The sequence below is a fragment of the Bacteroidota bacterium genome, assembly GCA_017303905.1.
Classification (GTDB): domain Bacteria; phylum Bacteroidota; class Bacteroidia; order B-17B0; family Aurantibacillaceae; genus JAHEYG01.
Genome location: JAFLBH010000001.1, coordinates 1382798 through 1401823, shown reverse-complemented (window position 1 = coordinate 1401823; position 19026 = coordinate 1382798). Strand labels below are relative to the sequence as shown.

11 protein-coding genes, 1 tRNA gene and 1 pseudogene are annotated in these 19026 nt (G+C 37.6%); 7 read left to right on the top strand and 6 right to left on the bottom strand.

Annotation, left to right across the window (positions count from 1 at the left end; all coding sequences use genetic code 11):
* Nucleotides 1–82: 82 nt before the first annotated feature.
* Nucleotides 83–1432, top strand: coding sequence for an RNA methyltransferase (locus J0L69_05860; GenBank protein ID MBN8692699.1), 1350 nt, complete (start codon nt 83–85; stop codon nt 1430–1432).
* Here J0L69_05860 and J0L69_05855 read toward each other — a convergent pair.
* A complete protein-coding gene (locus J0L69_05855) occupies nt 1429–3384 on the bottom strand; it encodes a glycosyltransferase (protein ID MBN8692698.1) in 1956 nt (651 codons plus the stop codon). The genes J0L69_05860 and J0L69_05855 overlap by 4 nt on opposite strands.
* A 316-nt stretch (nt 3385–3700) precedes the next feature.
* Between J0L69_05855 and J0L69_05850 the strand changes: the two genes are divergently transcribed.
* Both J0L69_05850 and J0L69_05845 read left to right on the top strand, forming a co-directional pair.
* Nucleotides 3701–3774, top strand: a tRNA-Arg gene (locus tag J0L69_05850).
* A gap of 319 nt (nt 3775–4093) precedes the next feature.
* On the top strand, nt 4094–6763 hold the full coding sequence (locus J0L69_05845) for a DNA translocase FtsK 4TM domain-containing protein (GenBank protein MBN8692697.1): 2670 nt from the start codon (nt 4094–4096) through the stop codon (nt 6761–6763).
* Here J0L69_05845 and J0L69_05840 read toward each other — a convergent pair.
* Nucleotides 6760–7170 (bottom strand): hypothetical protein, encoded by a 411-nt coding sequence (locus tag J0L69_05840; GenBank protein MBN8692696.1) that lies wholly within the window; start codon nt 7168–7170, stop codon nt 6760–6762. The two genes, J0L69_05845 and J0L69_05840, sit on opposite strands and share 4 nt — an antisense overlap.
* 22 nt (nt 7171–7192) lie before the next feature.
* Nucleotides 7193–8140 (bottom strand): threonylcarbamoyl-AMP synthase, encoded by a 948-nt coding sequence (locus J0L69_05835; protein MBN8692695.1) that lies wholly within the window; start codon nt 8138–8140, stop codon nt 7193–7195.
* 39 nt (nt 8141–8179) lie between these two features.
* On the opposite strand from J0L69_05835, the pseudogene J0L69_05830 reads away from it, so the two are divergent.
* Both J0L69_05830 and obgE read left to right on the top strand, forming a co-directional pair.
* Nucleotides 8180–9790, top strand: a pseudogene (locus J0L69_05830) (adenylate kinase).
* Nucleotides 9791–9845: 55 nt separating this feature from the next.
* The gene (obgE, locus tag J0L69_05825; protein MBN8692694.1) at nt 9846–10853 is read left to right on the top strand and encodes a GTPase ObgE; all 1008 of its coding nucleotides are present in this window, start codon (nt 9846–9848) and stop codon (nt 10851–10853) included.
* Nucleotides 10854–10902: 49 nt separating this feature from the next.
* Here obgE and J0L69_05820 read toward each other — a convergent pair whose 3' ends face one another.
* Nucleotides 10903–12621, bottom strand: a complete 1719-nt coding sequence (locus J0L69_05820) for a T9SS type A sorting domain-containing protein (GenBank protein ID MBN8692693.1) — start codon at nt 12619–12621, stop codon at nt 10903–10905.
* Between the two features lie 125 nt (nt 12622–12746).
* A complete protein-coding gene (locus J0L69_05815; GenBank protein MBN8692692.1) occupies nt 12747–13364 on the bottom strand; it encodes a hypothetical protein in 618 nt (205 codons plus the stop codon).
* Nucleotides 13365–13532: 168 nt separating this feature from the next.
* On the opposite strand from J0L69_05815, the gene dusB reads away from it, so the two are divergent.
* Nucleotides 13533–14525 carry a tRNA dihydrouridine synthase DusB gene (dusB, locus tag J0L69_05810; GenBank protein MBN8692691.1) on the top strand — a complete coding sequence of 331 codons (993 nt, stop codon included), beginning with the start codon at nt 13533–13535 and terminating at the stop codon, nt 14523–14525.
* Complete coding sequence (locus J0L69_05805) at nt 14525–17677, top strand: CHAT domain-containing protein (protein MBN8692690.1); 3153 nt, start codon at nt 14525–14527, stop codon at nt 17675–17677. The genes dusB and J0L69_05805 overlap by 1 nt, the downstream gene beginning before the upstream one ends.
* Here the strand turns inward: J0L69_05805 and J0L69_05800 are convergent.
* On the bottom strand, nt 17674–19026 hold the full coding sequence (locus tag J0L69_05800; GenBank protein ID MBN8692689.1) for an insulinase family protein: 1353 nt from the start codon (nt 19024–19026) through the stop codon (nt 17674–17676). The two genes, J0L69_05805 and J0L69_05800, sit on opposite strands and share 4 nt — an antisense overlap.

The window sequence follows — 19026 nt, the reverse complement described above, 5'->3', positions numbered from 1 at the left end:
TAACTTTTTTGGGGATATTTTTTGAATGTCAGAGTTCACACTGCTAAATTATTCATTACACTTGTAGCACAAAAATTAAACCTTGAAATTACCTGCACTTTTTTTAAACAGCATCAAAAACGCTAAGGGATTCGACGAAAGCTCCTTTGTGAACACGCATGAGAGCGGAGAAAAAATCACCTCCATTCGGATGAATCCATTTAAAAAGTCAAGCCTGGATTTTGAGACTAACCATCGAGTGGACTGGTGCGAAACCGGATTTTACTTAAACGAAAGACCTTCTTTCACTTTTGATCCGCTCTTCCACGCAGGTAGTTATTATGTACAAGAGGCGGGTTCCATGTTTTTGGAGTTCGCTTTAAAAAATACCGTTGACCTTAACCAATCTTTAGCTGTTTTAGATTTATGTGCAGCTCCCGGTGGAAAATCTACCTTAATAAACAGTTTAATAAACGATGATAGCTTTTTGATAAGTAATGAAGTTATTAAAAACAGAGCTGATGTATTAGCCTACAACCTCAGCAAATGGGGTACATGCAATACTGCTGTGACGAATTGCGACCCATCCGTTATCGGGAAATTAGAAAATGTTTTTGATGTGGTAGTAGCTGATGTTCCATGCAGCGGTTCCGGATTATTCAGAAAGCAACCGGAAGCTATCCAAGAATGGAGTTTAGATAATGTGAATCTCTGCAGCACACGCCAGAAGAGAATTATGGCCGACAGTATTTCCTGTTTGAAACCGGGTGGTATTTTAATTTATTCTACTTGCTCTTATTCGGTTGAAGAAGATGAGGCGGTTGTTGAATGGATGATGAAGGAATTTGAACTCGAATATGTTTCTTTGCCGGTAAATAAGGCATGGAACATCATAGAATCATCGCCAGGTTACCGTTTCTATCCTAATCGTGTGAAGAGTGAAGGATTCTTTTGTGCCGTGCTTCGTAAAACAGGGGTGTCGCATGGACATCCTAACAAATCGAAAAAAAATATATTTGAACAAGCGAGCAAAAAGGAACTGACTGAATTACAAAATCAGTTTGAATACCACGATTTTCATACTGTATTTAAATTCCAAAGTAATTTTAAATTAGTAAATACCGCTCTCTATAATTTTTTAAATGCCTTCGGTTCTCACTTATACTTTAAAAAAACAGGAACAACTTTAGGGGAATTTAAACACCGTGATTTTTTGCCCGATCATGAATTGGCATTAAGTCTTTATACTAATAAAAATACGCCCAAGATTGAACTAAACCGCGAACAAGCCATTGCTTTTCTTAAAAAAGAAAATCTGCAATTAGAAGCTCAGAAAGGAATTCAATTAATGTGTTATAAAAATCTGGGATTAGGTTGGGCAAAAATATTAGACAAACGCGTCAATAATTATTTACCTAAGGAATTCAGAATACTCAGCAGCGAAGAAAATTAGTTCCCCAACAAACGAATGCTGGTCCACATAATTTTCACATCTTTTTCTATTGTATAATCTTTTGAGTAGGATAAAAACAACAGATTAATCTTATCATCAGAAAGCACTCCATTTTGAGCATCCGCCGGTGTTAACACAGAGGGTTTAATTTCCGGCAAATCTTTGCGCGGTGCTTTACCGTACCCAACCCACGAATAAATTCCTAACCACACCTTAAAACAATTAGCGATAAAATTGAGTTTGTTCTTCTGGAAAAAAATAAAAACAGGTGATAAGATAAACAGAACCGATGAAGCCATTAAATCATACAAACGTTTTTTACGTTTATTCTCAGGCTTACCCACATTATTGACATCAATGACGTATAAATCGCCCGCGGTATCGATACTATTACTTCCGATAATGGATAAACTTTCGGGTGGAGCAATTTTAAAATCAACGCCCTTTGTTACAAGCGTTAACATTTTTTCAATGATATTTTGCGAAGAGATATTCTTAGCACAAAAAATAATTTCATTAATAACATGTACATCTACAATTTCATTCACTTGATTAAAATTGCCAATGTAATACGGATGTTTAACTCCATTATCGTTATTGCTTACAAAACCAACAAACCCGGCATTAATTCGTGTTTCTTTAAGTAATCCGAATACACGATCAAACTCCTCCTCACTTCCAATAATAATGATACGTTTACTTTTTTCTTCGGTTTTAAATTTAAACTGCTTTAAGTTAGCCGCGTTGTAGATGATTCGGGTAATCAAGTATAATACTACAGTGTAAGCTGTTCCTAATAAAATTAACGCACGTGAGAAACGATAATCTTCCGGTAATAAGGAATAAACGATCAAAATAAAACCGGTGCCAACTAAAACACCACGCATCATTTTTATAATTTTAAACGGACGATCATAACCTCCGCTTAAAAAATTAAAGAACATCCAAATCAGTGTATAAACCGGGAAAGCAAAATTTGTAAGCCGCTCTGAATAGTAACCTTCCGTAAATTTAAATTCCGATTCGTAGATATCTTTAATAAAATATAAACCTGCCAGGATTAAAGCGAAATCGATAGCCGGGAAAAAAATCTGTTTAATAAAACGAGCTATGATTGCCATTCCGGCTCGCAGGAAAATGGCTAAATGAATCAAGAAATCGAACAATCTCGCGTTACCCGAACTAAAATGTTTCTTAGCGAAAATTGCCATCGCTTTGTAAAACACGATAACGTAGTTAACACTGCTCTTTTTAGTACTCTCGCCCTTATAATGAATAATGCTCGAATCGGCGAAATAATAATTTTTATAACCACCTTGCGTTATACGATAGGATAAATCAATGTCCTCACCATACATAAAAAATGTTTCATCCAGTAATCCAACTTTATCTAAAGCTTCTTTACGCATGAGCATAAAGGCACCACTTAAAACATCTATCTGATGGTTTTTATTTTTATCTAAATAGGTCAGGTGGTATTGTCCGAATTTTTTTGAGTTAGGAAATAACTTTGATAAACCGAAAATCTTATAGAATGCTACAGCCGGTGTTGGTAAACCACGTTTCGATTCCGGTAAAAAATTTCCTTTTCCATCCACCATTTTTATTCCTAATCCGCCGGCATCAGGATGCTGTTCCATAAACGCAAAGGTTTTATCGAACGTATCTTCTTGCACAACGGTATCAGGATTTAGCAATAAAACATACTTACCTGAGCACTGCTTTATAGCCTGGTTGTTAGCCACCGAAAAACCGGTATTAACTTTATTTTCAATGAGCTTAACCTGAGGAAATTTTTGCTTAATAAAGGGTACGGAGCCATCCACAGAATTATTATCGACCACAAACACCTCTACCTTCAGATTTTTAGAGGCATTCAATACCGAATGCAGGCATTGCTCAACGAAATGCTTAACGTTATAATTGACAATTATGACGGAAAGATCAAACACTTTATAAAAACGCCTAAAATACCAAATAATTGTGGTGTAGAGTATTAAATTTAAGCTGATTATAAATTGGCTGGTAAAATACTTTTGCTAAATTTGTGCCCCCATAATAGTTAGGAGTTAGGAGTTAGGAGTTAGGAGTTAGGAGTTAGGAGTTAGGAGTTAGGAGTTAGGAGTTAGGAGTTAGGAGTTAAGGTTAAGGGAAAAAGTTCTTTATACAAATTGGTCCCGTAGTCGCGAGGTGTACTCGCGATGGCGAGTGAAACCTCGCCACTCAACTGAGTATTCTTAAATGCCGGTTGTACGAGATAAATATAATGGTCCCGTAGCTCAACTGGATAGAGCATCAGCCTTCTAAGCTGACGGTTCCGCGTTCGAGTCGCGGCGGGATCACTGGTGCCAAACCAAAGAACCCCCACAGTTTTTTACCATGTAAAATTCGGGCTGGGGGTTTTGTTTTTTTACTGGTGTCGCGAGGTGTTACTCGCGATGGCGAGCGCGCCTCGCCACCAAACCAAAAAACCCTCACAGATTAAAAAAATTCCGTTTTTTAGTTGGGTCCCGAGGTAGCAAATCCAACCGGGATGGCGAGTCTATTGGACCTCGCCACTATAGGGTTTATTTTTACCCTTACTCTTCAACAAACCACGGTTAAAAACATTCATTTTAGTAACTCAAAGCATGCGCTGCTGCTGGCTACCTTTATGGGATAATGGCCGCTGAACGCAAAAATAAATTCAGGGATAATCCCGTGTTTGAAGTTACCACACCCGAGGAGGAAAATCCCCTACATGATATTGAAGAACCTAAGCTCGAAAAAAAGCCAAGCACTAGAAAAAATAAACCTCGCAAAACCGAAGAAGAGGAAGAAGAAACAGTAGCGGAAGAAACCGTTAAACCAAAAGCCAAGAAAAAAGAAAAAGCACCGAAAATTACTTTAGCCGACCGCTTTCAAAAAGTGGTGGATGTTTATCAAAACGAACGCACAAAAAAAATCTTAGGACTCAGCCTTATTCTTTTCGCTTCTTATCTCTGCATTGCTTTTATTTCTTATTTCTTTACCTGGGATGTGGATCAGGATAAAGTAATGGGACCATTATCCGAATTATTTAACCCGGATACTAAAATCAAAAACTGGCTGGGAAAATTAGGCGCACTGGTTTCTCATCAATTCATGCATAAATGGTTTGGCGCGCCTTCATTTATTTTTGTACCGGTACTAACGATTTACGGTTTAGAAAAATTATTAAGCAAATCGTACATCAAACCACAAGCATTCAATGCTAAATGGTTGTTTTTAATGGTATGGTCATCTCTGGTGTTAGCTTTCATTTTTCACGATAAATGGTTTTTCCTTGGCGGAGGATTTGGTTATGTGCTAAATCAAGAAATTTCAAACTATGTTGGCAGCGTTGGATTATTAGCCCTGTTAGGATTTTCCATGCTTACGTTTTTAGTTTTAAGCATTAACCTCAACTTTAATTTACCAAAGAAAACACAGGAAGAAGTTCAGAATGATATCGAAAAAGAAAATGAAATTCAGGAAGAAGTAAAAGGACCTGTTTTTTCGGTGGTAGAAAATAAAGAAGAGCAACTTTCTGCAGAGGAAGAAGCTGAAATGCTCAACTTCGAAATTAAGAAGCCTGTTGAAGAAAAAATTGCAGAGCCTGTTAAAGCAGATGAAAAAATAGCTGAACCTGTAGTTGAGGAATTAAAAGAAGAAGTTAAAGCAATTGAATTAAATACCGAATCTTCTGAAATCATCACGCCCGAAAAAGAAGGAGAGCCGGAGTTTGCGATTCAAACCGGACCGAAAGAAGAAATTCTGGAAGATGAAAATAAAGCGGCTCAACTGGTAGAAGAGTTTGGGGAATATGATCCCACTTTAGATTTAGGACATTATCAATTCCCGCATTACGATTTATTAAACGATTACGGCAATCAGCATTCAAAAGTTAATCAGGAAGAATTAGTCGCCAACAAAGACCGCATCATCGCTACACTTAAAAATTACGGAATTGAGATTGATAAAATCATGGCAACCGTTGGTCCTACTGTTACCTTATATGAAATCATTCCTGCTGCCGGGGTACGTATTTCTAAAATTAAAAACTTAGAAGATGACATCGCATTAAGTTTGGCTGCATTGGGCATTCGTATCATTGCCCCTATTCCGGGAAAAGGAACCATTGGTATTGAAGTACCAAATCAAAATCCGGAGATGGTACCGATGCGTAACATTTTAGCTTCCGAGAAATTCAATAATTCCACTTTTGATTTACCAATCGCGTTAGGAAAAACCATCAGTAACGAAATCTTCATTGCCGACTTAGCTAAAATGCCGCACTTATTAATGGCGGGAGCTACCGGCCAGGGTAAATCAGTTGGACTGAACGCAGTATTGGTTTCTTTACTTTATAAAAAACACCCGGCTCAAATTAAATTTGTATTAGTAGATCCGAAAAAAGTAGAGTTAACCCTCTTCAATAAAATTGAACGTCATTTCTTAGCGAAACTTCCAAATTCGGAAGATGCGATTATCACCGATAACACAAAAGTAATTCACACTTTAAATTCCTTGTGTATCGAAATGGATAACCGTTATGCTTTATTGCAGGATGCGCAAGTAAGAAACATTAAGGAGTACAATGCTAAATTCATTCAGCGCAAATTAAATCCAAACGACGGCCATAAATATTTACCATACATCGTTCTTGTCGTAGATGAATTTGCGGATTTAATCATGACGGCCGGTAAAGAGGTGGAAACGCCTATTGCACGTTTGGCTCAACTAGCACGTGCGATTGGAATTCATTTAATCATCGCAACACAACGTCCGAGTGTAAATATTATTACAGGAACTATCAAAGCTAACTTCCCGGCACGAATTGCATTTAGAGTAACCAGCAAAATCGATTCACGTACAATTTTAGATGCAGGCGGAGCCGAACAATTAATCGGACGAGGTGATATGCTCTTAAGTACAGGAAATGATTTAATCCGTATACAGTGTGCATTTGTAGATACACCGGAAGTAGAAAAAATTACAGAGTTTATCGGTAATCAGCGTGCTTACCCTAGCGCCTTTATGTTACCTGAATATGTGGGCGAAGAAGGCGATGGCGGAAAAGAAGATGTAGACTTAAGTGAAAGAGATAAAATGTTTGATGAAGCCGCCAAATTAGTAGTGCAGTTTCAGCAAGGCAGCGCTTCTTTCTTACAACGTAAATTAAAACTAGGTTATAACCGCGCGGGACGAATTGTTGATCAATTGGAAGCTGCAGGAATAATTGGTCCGTTTGAAGGCTCCAAAGCCCGTGAAGTATTGTGTAAAGACATGGCACAATTAGAACAGATCATGCAGAAGATTAAGGGCAATTAAACTGTATTGTTTTTCTTCTCCGACTTAGCTAAGCCCTCCAGCCACTTCACCGCTTCTTTTTCATCAGTAAAAAGTTTAGTATTCACTTTCGGTTTGTTAACCTTAATGAAAAAGTTGGCCATGATGCGTACGCCAAGCGATTGAACTAAAAACGCATCTGCTATACGCCACTTATTAATGTATGGAGAATCTGCATACGCCTTTCTCGCCTCAGGGGATGATGAAAGGTTACCGCCAAAATCTATCACCGCGTAATGATGTTTTGGTCCCATAAATTCCTCAACATACTTTAGCATTTCCTTTATTTCGTATTCTTCAACTACCTGATCTTGCTCTACCCTATAATACAAAATATTTTTTTGCTCATCGTATTCAAGTGTAGCTAATGGATATTTTTTTACTTTCAATTCCACTTAATTAAGAAAAAAATTATTTTACGGAAGCTCTTTTCAATCTATCATTAATAGCACGGCCTAATCCTTCTTCAGGCAACAACTCGCATAAAATAACATCTGCTTTACTTTCATCCATCATGCGTAATGCAGAAAATAAATTAGCAGCTGCTTCTTTTAAATTTTTTGTTGGCGATAAATTGTAATCGGCATGCGCACTCTCAAAATTTTTCTCTCCAAAATAAATTACCGCTGCGTTTTTATATAATTTTAGATTCTCTTTCACACTTCCCAAAATCAATTGCTTCATGGGCGCATAATGACTTTTTAATTGTCCGGGTGCAGCAGGATTACTTGATGAATTTATTTTCAATTTCACTTCTCCTACAATTCTCTCAATCTCTTCTATAGCCAAGCCTCCTAAGCGATACACACACACTTCATTTTCTTCCTTTCCTATAATCGTCGATTCAATTCCTACTTCACACGGACCTCCATCCAAAATATAAGCAACTTTATCACCTAATTGTTTGTTGACATGTTCAGGTGTAGTTGGACTCACATAACCAAAAGGATTGGCACTTGGTGCAGCCAAAGGAAAATCAATAGATCTTAATAACTCCAATGTTAAAGCATGATTCGGAACACGAATAGCCACGCGATCTAAACCTGAAGTTACCAAATCAGGAACCAGCGCTTTTTTCTCCAATAACAGAGTTAAAGGGCCGGGCCAAAAAGCATTTGCCAATTTTAAAAGCGGTTCAGGTATCGACTTCACATAATCATGAGCCTTTAAAACCGAATGAGTATGCACTATAAGTGGGTCGAAAACAGGGCGGTTTTTAGCCTCAAAAACCCCTGCAACCGCCGTGGAATCAAGGGCGTTAGCTGCTAAACCGTATACCGTTTCGGTGGGAATGGCTACCAATTGCGCCTTTTTTAGAAAATCAGAGGCAGTTTCTATGCTTTTACCAATGGAAGCCATGGCGCAAAATTAGCAAAAAAGCCTATATTTGTTACCCCTATGTCGATAGTGACCTTAAAAGATAAGCAGTTTAAGCCCTATATTAATTCGGAACAAATTGAAGTGGCCGTTAAAAGAGTGGCGCAACAAATTAATACCGATTTAAAAAACGAACTGCCATTGTTTATTGCAGTATTGAACGGCTCCTTTATGTTTGCTGCTGATTTAATGAAACAGATTGAAATTCCTTGTGAAATTTCATTTGTAAAAATGGCTTCGTATCATGGCACCGAAAGCACCGGAAAAGTAAATGAGTTAATCGGATTAAATCAGAATATAGAAGGAAGAACGGTTGTTGTTATTGAAGATATCGTGGATACCGGTAACACTATTGAAAAACTAACTTCCATGTTAAAAGATAAAAAAGTAAAGAGTTTCAAAATTGCTACAGCACTTTTCAAACCAAGCGTATATAAAAAAGATATAAAAATAGATTATGTGGGAATAGAGATCGCGAATGATTTTGTTGTAGGATACGGATTAGATTACGACGGATTAGGAAGAAATTTAAAAGACATTTTAGTAATTGCATAAATAATTTAAAACCCAAACACCATGTTAAACATCGTTTTATTTGGCCCTCCGGGCGCAGGCAAAGGCACTCAATCACAAAACTTAATCAATAAGTACGGATTGGTTCACTTATCTACCGGTGATTTATTGCGTAATGAAATCAGTAATGGCACGCAGCTTGGTTTGCAGGCCAAAGCAATAATGGATCGTGGTGAATTAGTAAGCGATGAAATTGTAATTGGCATGATTGAAAACAAAGTGGATGCGAATCCGAATGCCAATGGATTTATTTTTGACGGATTTCCCCGTACAAAAGCACAGGCTGAAGCTTTGGATGATTTGCTACAGAAAAAAGGCACAGCCATTAGCGCAATGATTGCTTTAGAAGTAAACGATGAAGAATTAACCAAACGTTTATTAGAGCGTGGTAAACAATCCGGACGTGCGGATGATCAAAATGAAAGTATTATTCGTAATCGCATTAACGAATACAACAACAAAACTTTACCGTTAAAAGAATATTATTCGGAGCAAGGAAAGTTTCACTCCATCAATGGAATCGGAACGATTGACGGAATTTTTAACGATATCGTAACGCGCTTGGTATTTATTGAAGCGGAAATTGAATTAACGCAATTGGAAAACGACATTGAGCATTTGGATTTAACCGTGAATGATTTTGAAGAAGCCACAGAAATTTCTCCGGAATTAGCACGCGATATTGAAGAAGTAAGAAAAACGTCAGGACAAGACGAAGCCGAAACTAAACCGGTGAAAGTTGTTACAAAAGCTCCGGCTAAATCAAAACCGGCTGCTAAACCGGCTAAAAAATCAACCGCAAAACCGGCGAAGAAAAAGACTGCAGCAAAACCGGCTAAAAAAGCAAAACCAGCTAAGAAGAAGGCTGCAAAGAAAGTGGTGAAGAAATCAGCACCAAAGAAAAAAGCGGCAAAAAAGCCTATCGCTAAAAAGAAAGCTGCTAAACCTGCAAAAAAGAGCAATAAGAAGACCGTTAGTAAAAAGAAAGTCGCGCCTAAAGCAAAAAAGAAAACAGCTCCTAAAAAAGCAGCGAAGAAAAAATCGGGAAAGAAAAAATAATTGAGAAAGAGGGATACTAATTCTTCGAACTAAGAACTAATAACTACGAACTACCTTGGATACTAACTTTGTTGATTACGTAAAAATTTGTTGTCGCAGCGGAAAAGGCGGAGCAGGCTCTGTGCATTTTCACCGTGATAAATTTACTGCATTCGGCGGACCGGATGGCGGTGATGGCGGACGTGGCGGACACATCATTTTACGGGGCAACAAACAACTCTGGACTTTAATTCACTTAAAATACCGCAAGCATGTTATTGCTGAAGAAGGTCAGAATGGTTCGAGTGCCAATTCATTTGGAAAACAAGGTAAAGACGAAATTTTGGAAGTTCCTTTAGGAACAGTGGCGCGTGATGCGGAAACCGGTGAGATAGAATTTGAAATCACTGAAGACGGACAAGAAGTAATTATTGTTCCCGGAGGAAGAGGCGGATTGGGGAATGCGCATTTTAAAACCTCCACCAAACAAACACCACGTTATGCGCAACCGGGTGAAGAAGGAAGATCAGAGTGGAAAATTTTAGAATTAAAAGTATTAGCTGATGTAGGTTTAGTTGGATTTCCGAACGCTGGTAAATCAACTTTGCTTTCTGTAGTATCAGCCGCTAAACCTGAGATTGCCGATTATCCGTTTACTACGCTTGTTCCGAATTTAGGAATTGTAAAATACCGCGATTACAAAAGTTTTGTGATGGCCGATATTCCGGGAATTATTGAAGGAGCACACGAAGGAAAAGGTTTAGGCTTACGCTTTTTACGACACATTGAGCGTAACTCTATTCTGTTATTTATGGTAAGTTGTCAGAGTAACAATATTTACGAAGAGTATAAAATTCTTTTAAATGAATTAGAAGAATTCAATCCGGAGTTATTATACAAAAAACGCGTTTTAGGCATTACCAAATGCGACACCATCGATGATGAATTGATTGAGGAGTTGGAAAAAGACTTAAAGAAACGCATGAAAGGCAAACACAAAGTGCCTTATATTTTCTTCTCTTCAGCCAGTGGCAAGAACATTCAGGAATTGAAAGACTTGTTGTGGAAAGAAATTAATGGATAACAAAAAAGCCCCTGCAATATTGCGGGGGCTTTTTTTATTCTGTACTTTTCTAATTAGCTGCTTTCACTAATTTCTTGCTTACGCTAGTTTTTTCTGAAGTTAATTTAACAATGTAAACTCCGTTTGCTAAGTCGTCAATATTGATGGTTTTCACCTCTGCATTAGAACCAAGGTTATTGTACACTTCTTGTTTCATTAACTGGCCTTTTGCATCGTAAATTTCCATAGTTACATCATTCGCATTTTTCAATTGTAATGACAAATTAAATGATGAAGACGCAGGGTTTGGATAAATATCGCTGGTAATTACCGGCTCGTATACATCTTTAAAAGCAGTTACTAAGTATTCTGCGTCAAATAATGCCACACCTTTACCTGCCGCACCTTCTGAGTTCCAGACGTGAACAGTTTTAACCGCAGGAGGGCTAATATCTACACGAGGCCATGCTTGCTTTAAATTGGTTGTTAAATCATTGTATTGTCCGGTTACAGTTCCCCATGTATTAGGAGCAGACATATTCATGCTATTTACTTTATATGGTAATTTACTTCCTGTTGAGTCGTAATAAACTGCAAGGAAATTATTGTTACCCGGATCAAATACAACATGAGGTTGCATATCATAAGTTGCTCCAGTGTTTACCACATCAAAGCGTGCCCAGTTCGAGTTAGTTGCGGCTCTATGATTATGGAATCCTAAAATATCATAATCTGTTCCTGATCCACCGAAATCACGCTCAACTAAAACAATTGCAGCTACGTTTCCGCTATCATTATTTACGTTATTATGTTGCACTGCAATTACCGGTCGGCGACAAACACCTAACATTCCAGAATTCAGAGAGTCAAGATTTTTTGGCGCAGTCCAAGTACCATTAATAGTAGACACGTTTCTAGCCACATAAATATTCGCATTGCGTGCATTGGTTGTTGCTAAACGCTCCCATGTTGCGAAGTAACGTCCATTATTGTAAGAGGAACTTCTGCCATAATCTAAAGAAACATGGCGACCGAAACCACTCGTCGCAAATAATGGCTGACGAACATTTAAACTTGTTCCTCCATTGGTAGAACAAACGAAAATAACAGAATCTCTAGGGCTGCCATAAACAGAATAAACTACTCCGATGCTATAAGGCGATGCTCCAAAAGCCGGGAACTTATAGTCTGATGCAATAGCAGCATCATAAACTTTACGTGTACCATAATTTATTCCTGTTCCCCAATTACCTAGGAACGTACCGGTAGTTGCATTATACTTATCAAAAAACAAAAAATGCGTACCGGAAGTTACGTTATTATTTACACCAACATTAAATAATACTAGATTGTTTGTGTCTGTTCCTGCCACTACTATATCGAACACATTGTAACGAACGTTGCTTACAGTGTATTGAGAAATGGTAGTCCAGGTAACTCCTCCGTTTTTAGAACGTCGGAATGTAATACCTCCTGAGTTATTAGTTGAATTATAAGTTGAATATGCGCTGTACAACCAACCGTTAAAGGCTGCTGTAATTCTTACATTTCTTTGATCCAATGTAGAGTTCTCAATGATAACATCATTAAAATACTGTGGTGATTCTGTTTTGTTATTGGCGTGCAAATCAACTTGCTCGCTATTCCGATTTTCAACACCACCAGGTGCCACTTTTACATTTTTAGTGGCTTTGCTTGCTTGTTGTTCATTAACTGCTGCTCGTGAATCCATCTGCGCATGCGCAGTGATTGTGAAGGCAGCCATTAGGGATAGTAGATACTTTTTCATAGTTGTGGGTTTTAATTTGGTTCAAATGTACCCGACAAGCTTGAACTCAACTATCTAATCAATCATGATTTTCCTTGATTAATATCATAAAGAATGAATGAAAAAAAAGATAACATTGTAAAAAATTACCAGTTGAAACATCTATCTACTTTCAACCTTAGTTTCTTCTTCCCTTCCAATTTTGTACACCATTTTCGATTTGCCTTCTTGATTTTATTTTTAATTAGAACTATTTTCTTTTTTGAATGATGAGAAGAGCCTGACTTTACTTTCTTTCTACTCACCCCTAAATTCACTTTCGGTAGTTTTAATTCCATTCCGGCATTACCCATTTGAGGAATTGCGGGAACCGCAACATTTGACAAGTGCTGAATTTGTATCACTTCAAAATTATTTAATTCATTCCCCACATTATTATCGGAAACATTCGTTTGAATTTGAATGTCCTCATTTTGAATTTGAACAGGCGGATTCACATTTCTCTGCGCATTTTGCTGCACCGGTCTTCGTTGTACAGTTTGATTAGCAGTTGTTCTTTTATTTGAATTGGTAACGTTCACCTTTACCGCATTCGCTTTATTGATATTAGAAACATTGGATGCTAAAACTGGATTTGCTCGCTGCTGAACATAGGCCTGATTGGCTAAATTCGTATTCGAATAAAACTGTTGCACCTGATTTTGAGCGGCCGCATTCAATACAACGCTACTCAGTAAACAAACTATTCCCTTTTTTACCATCATTCAAAGATTTATCTTTTTATCCTTTGTCTTTAAATAGAGATGTTAAGGAAGCTTAATTTCCATACGGGATTAACAAATTTTTAATCGTTCCCGCGGATTTTGCTGATTTTCGCAGACTTAACCCTGTTCCTCTGCGCAATCTGCGGCTTATTTTGTACCTTTACAGCCTTGGTTAAAATCGGAAATATTGAACTGGGAGAATTCCCTCTCCTACTCGCTCCCATGGAAGATGTGAGTGACCCGCCCTTTCGCTATGTGTGTAAACAATATGGGGCCGATTTAATGTACACCGAATTTATAAGCAGCGAAGGTTTAATCCGCGACGCTATAAAAAGCAAAAAGAAACTCGATATTTTTGAATACGAACGCCCCATTGGTATACAAATTTTTGGCGGCGACGAAGAAGCGATGGCGCTATCCGCGAAAATAGTCGACGCTACCAATCCCGATATCGTCGATATCAATTTTGGTTGTCCGGTTAAAAAAGTGGTATGCAAAGGCGCAGGCGCCGGTGTATTAAAAGACATTGACTTAATGGTGCGTTTAACGAAAGCGGTGGTTAATTCTACCAAACTTCCGGTAACGGTAAAAACACGCTTAGGTTGGGATGACAGCATGATTAATATTATGGAGGTGGCCGAACGCTTACAGGATGTTGGTATACAAGCACTCACTATTCACGGTCGTACACGCGCACAAATGTATAAGGGCTCCGCTAACTGGAAATATATTGCAGAAGTAAAAAACAATCAACGCATCAAAATTCCCATCTTCGGAAATGGTGATATTGATTCGCCGGAGAAAGCGTTGGAATACCGCAACACCTACGGAGTAGACGGCATCATGATAGGCCGCGCCAGCATTGGTTATCCTTGGATTTTTAACGAGATCAAACATTACTTTAAAACCGGCTCTCACCTACCCGCTCCAACCATTCACAATCGTGTTGAAGTGTGTAAAACACATTTATTAAAATCGGTTGAATGGAAAGGCGAGCGACAAGGTATCCTAGAAATGCGTCCGCATTACACCAATTATTTTAAAGGCATACCGCACTTTAAAGACACACGCATGAAACTCGTTACCACCGATGCACTCAATGACATACTTGAAATATTAGAATCTGTTCCTGCAAAATTTGAATTACAAAATCAGGAGTAATGAATAAGATTATCTTTTTTCTAATTACTTTTTTATCACTCAATGCTTACACGCAGAATTTCGCGAAAGCTTGGGAACCTATTCAAAAAAGAATTGATAACGGTGAATCGTTTTCTAACGAAGAATTAAATTCCTTTTTAAAGAAACATGAAAAAGATTTAGAGTCAAATAAAATCGAGAAGTCGATTATATACGATTATTTAGGCTCTAATGCTTTTAAGGAAGAGAAATACCCTGAGGCCATTCAACTCTTCAACAAAGCGATTGATATCACCAAGGAAATTAACGACACCATTTACCGTGCCTTCTACCAGTATGATTTAGCTTGTTTATATAATCATGTCGGATACTACACAACAGCGGAACCGCTTTTCATAAAATCTTTACCAACCTTAGCGGCTGTATACGGACAAAGCAGTATACAATACACCATGCGGTTTAAAGTGCTCGCAGAAATGTATGTGGAAATGGGGAAATACAACGAAGCGAAAATGTATAACGATGCTTTATTGTATTACTTCAAAACCATGAATGGCGAGAAAGACCGCGAATATCTTATCTGTCTGAATAACGATGCGCGCATCAATGAGGGTTACGGTGATTACACTAAAGCACTTGAAATATTTGAGAAACTAATGAAAATCCACGCTTCTTTAAATCCAATTGATACAGCCGATTATATTACCATTATTAATAATACAGCGGAAGCACACCGACATTTAGCCAATTACGATGAAGCTATTAAACTTCAGAATAAAGCACTTGAACTTTCAAAAAAATTCAGCAGGAATGATGATTTATCCTCAGCGACTATTTACAATAACCTTGGACTTTGCTATAAAGCTATTTCTGAATTTCAGAAAGCTGAAGAGTCTTTTGATAATTGCACGGCCATTTACAAAAAACTGAAACTAGATTTTGTGCCTGACTACACGAACTCACTAAGCAACAAAGCTGATTTGTACCGGATGCTCGGAAGGTATAAACAAGCTTTCGATTTATTATTGGAAGTAATTGAAATCAGAAAAAACTCAGTAGGCACCAAACACGTTAATTATGCCAATGCTTTAAGTAATATGGCTTTGGTGCATATTGACCAATACGATTACGATGGCGGCGAAAAATATTTGCTTGAGGCAAAAGATATTTATAAGGAGGTATTAGGCGAATACCATCCTTACTACGCTAATTGCATTAACAGCTTAGGAACTGTTTACGCTGAACAAAAGCGTTATAAAGAAGCGGAAAAAATAAAATTGCGTTCACTGGAAATCATGAAGCAAATGACCGGAGAAGACAACGAACGTTACGCTTACTATTTACGTAGTCTCGGTATTGTTTATTTCCGTCAGAATAATTACAAGCAAGCGATTGAGTGCATTGAAAAATCAAATGACATTCTAAAAAAGAAATTTGGTGAAAAACACATTGATTATACGGATGGCGTGTATAATCTTGCGGTGGTAAAATGGAAGATGAATGATTTTCAAAATTCGAAAGGCCTCTTTATTCAATCCCTTGATAATTATAAAGAGCAATTCGACAAATTTTTTGAAAGCATGAGTGAGGATGAACAAAATTCCTATTACCAACTACTGGAAGGGCGTTTTGATGAATTCACCAGTTTTGTATTCGCTTTCATTAAAGCTTTCCCAAATGAAAACCACAGTGCCCTCTTAACAGCATGTTATGATTATCAATTATTCATCAAATCATTGCCGCTAAATCGCAGCATCAACACACGCAAAGCTATCTTAAGCAGTAATGATACGGCTCTCGTTAACACCTATAATAAATGGCTTAATACCAAACAACTTTTATCCGGTGCGTTTCGCGATCTGGATTTTCAAAACAGCTATTGGAACATGGCTGAGTTGGAACAACAAGCGGCTAAGCTGGAGCAAGAACTAAAAAGCAAAACCAATTTATTTACCGAAAGGAAACAAATACGTTTTAAAGACATTAAAGACAAATTACAAAACAACGAAGGTGCCCTAAGCATACTCCGCCGTTACAATAATACATCCGATACAACAAGTGTTCTTGAATATGTAGCGTTGTTTGTCAACAAAAATTCTACGGCACCAATCGCTATTACTTTTAAAAACTCGGAGTTATTTGAATCAGACTATATTGATTTTTACAGAGAGCAAATAGAGAACAGAAAAGAAGATTTAAAGTCATATGAACGCTTTTGGAAACCGATTGCCTCTCATTTAACAAGCATCGCTAAACTTTATGTTTCAACTGATGGCGTATTTAATCAGATTAATTTATACTCGTTACAGGAGCCAATAACCAGATCCTATGTGTTAGATCAGGTAAACCTTACCTTAGTTCCGAATCTTAGCAATATTCTGGATAAAGCTAGTATTAACAAAACTAATTCCGCTATTTTGTTTGGTAACCCTGATTATGAGTATGATTTTAAATCAGAAAAAACACAAGTAAAAATTTCCACACCATTAGCTGTGAACCGATTTGGTTTTTCGGAATTACCCGCACTTCCGGGAACTCAAACCGAAGTAGATAATATCTCGTCTTCCTTGAAAGAAAACAAATGGCAAACAAAAGTTTACATTGATAAATTCGCCACGGAGGCGCAATTGAAAAAAGTACAATCGCCCAAAGTATTGCACATCGCTACACACGGTTTCTTTTTAAAGGATGTCATGGATAACGTAGATAAAAGCATCTTAGGATTTGAAACAACAAAATTAAAAACCAATCCACTTCTACGCTCAGGTATCATGATGGCCGGTGCGTCAGTGGTAGCACGCGATACCGTAAACATTTACAAAGATCAAGATGGTATTTTTACGGCGTACGAAGCTTCTTTACTTAATTTATACAATACAGATTTAGTGGTACTCTCTGCCTGCGAAACGGGATTAGGGGTTGACATGAATAACCAGGGTGTATTTGGATTGCAGCGCGCTTTTTACATTGCAGGTGCAAAAAATCTCATCATGAGTTTATGGGTAGTGGATGATGAAGCTACTCAAATACTGATGAGTGAGTTTTATAAAAACTGGTCAATGAATCCAAGTCGCGAAAACATTTCTCCGGCCTTCAAAAAAGCACAAGCGGAGGTGCGTAAAAAATATCCACACCCTTATTATTGGGCCGCATTTGTGTTACTAGGGAATTAATTATCTTTTTCTATGTCGGAAGGCTTCAATTTAATTAAGCCGCTTATAGACGATAATTGCGATGCCACAACAGTTTCATCTCCCGCAATAACTAACTTATAAGAATCTGATGTATAGTACTTCTTTATAACCTTTTGTACATCTTCCATTTTAACCGCATCCAAATCCGTCAGATAATTCTTACGCTTATTAAAATCGTAAATCACAGGATTATATAACGATGAAACATTAGCCGGCATCTCCGCGCTCATGATGTCAATTTTAATGGCTCGTACGGCTCTTTCAAATTCTTCTTGAGTAACAGCAGCCTGATTAAAATTTAGCAATGTCTTATCGAATAAATTAATCGTATTCAGCATCTCATCGCTTCTTACTGAACAACCTACTTGAAACAAATTTGAAAAGCGAGAGGTTTCATGCGAGCTGCCTATGGAATAGGTTTTTCCGCCCTTCTCACGGATTTCAGAAAACAACACCACATTAAAAATGCGATTGGCAACAGTAAACGCAATTAAATCCTTATCCTTTACAGAAGGTGCAATTTTCGTCCAGCTTAAAGCGCATTGCGTCGCGCGACTTCTATTTATAAAAGCCATTTCCTTCTTCTTTATTTGCGGAAAATCCAACGCTACACCATTTACCTCACCAAAAGTTGATTGCCAGCCGCCAAAATATTTTTCTACAATTGCTTTAACATTAGTTGCATCAAATTTGCCACACACAATTACTGATGAGTTTTTTGGCGTGAAATTAAAAGCATGAAACTCTTTTATTTTATCCGGAGTAACGAGCTGCAACTGTGCTTTGTAATAATTTCTTCCTAGCGGATTAGAAATTCCATATACGAAATAATCACTAAACACATCCGCTAAATCAGAAATATCCATTTTAGCCGGCATGTTATAATCGATTAAACCGGAAATCATCATATCTAATTTTTCTTTATCAAACTTTGGTAACATAATCGCCGCGCTGAATAAATCCATCATGGCATCAAAATTTTTACTCAAGCAATTCGCGTTAACGGTTGTATAATCTTTACCTGAAGCCGCGGATAACTCACCTCCTAATTTAAAGGCCATATCACTTTGTTGCTGCTGCGTATACTTAGCGTTTCCGCGCAATAACATCTCCGCTGTAATTTCAGCGTATCCTTGCTGCCCCGGCACTTCATTTTTTTCACCGGTATTCACCATCAACTTCACATTAATTGCGTCAATCTTCCCGTATTGCATTAAATATATTTTGAGTCCGTTCTTTAATGTATAGGTCTCCAGTGTTGGAATTTCCTGTCCGAACATTTGAACGGAAATCAATATTATTGTCAGTATAGATAAAATCCTTTTCAT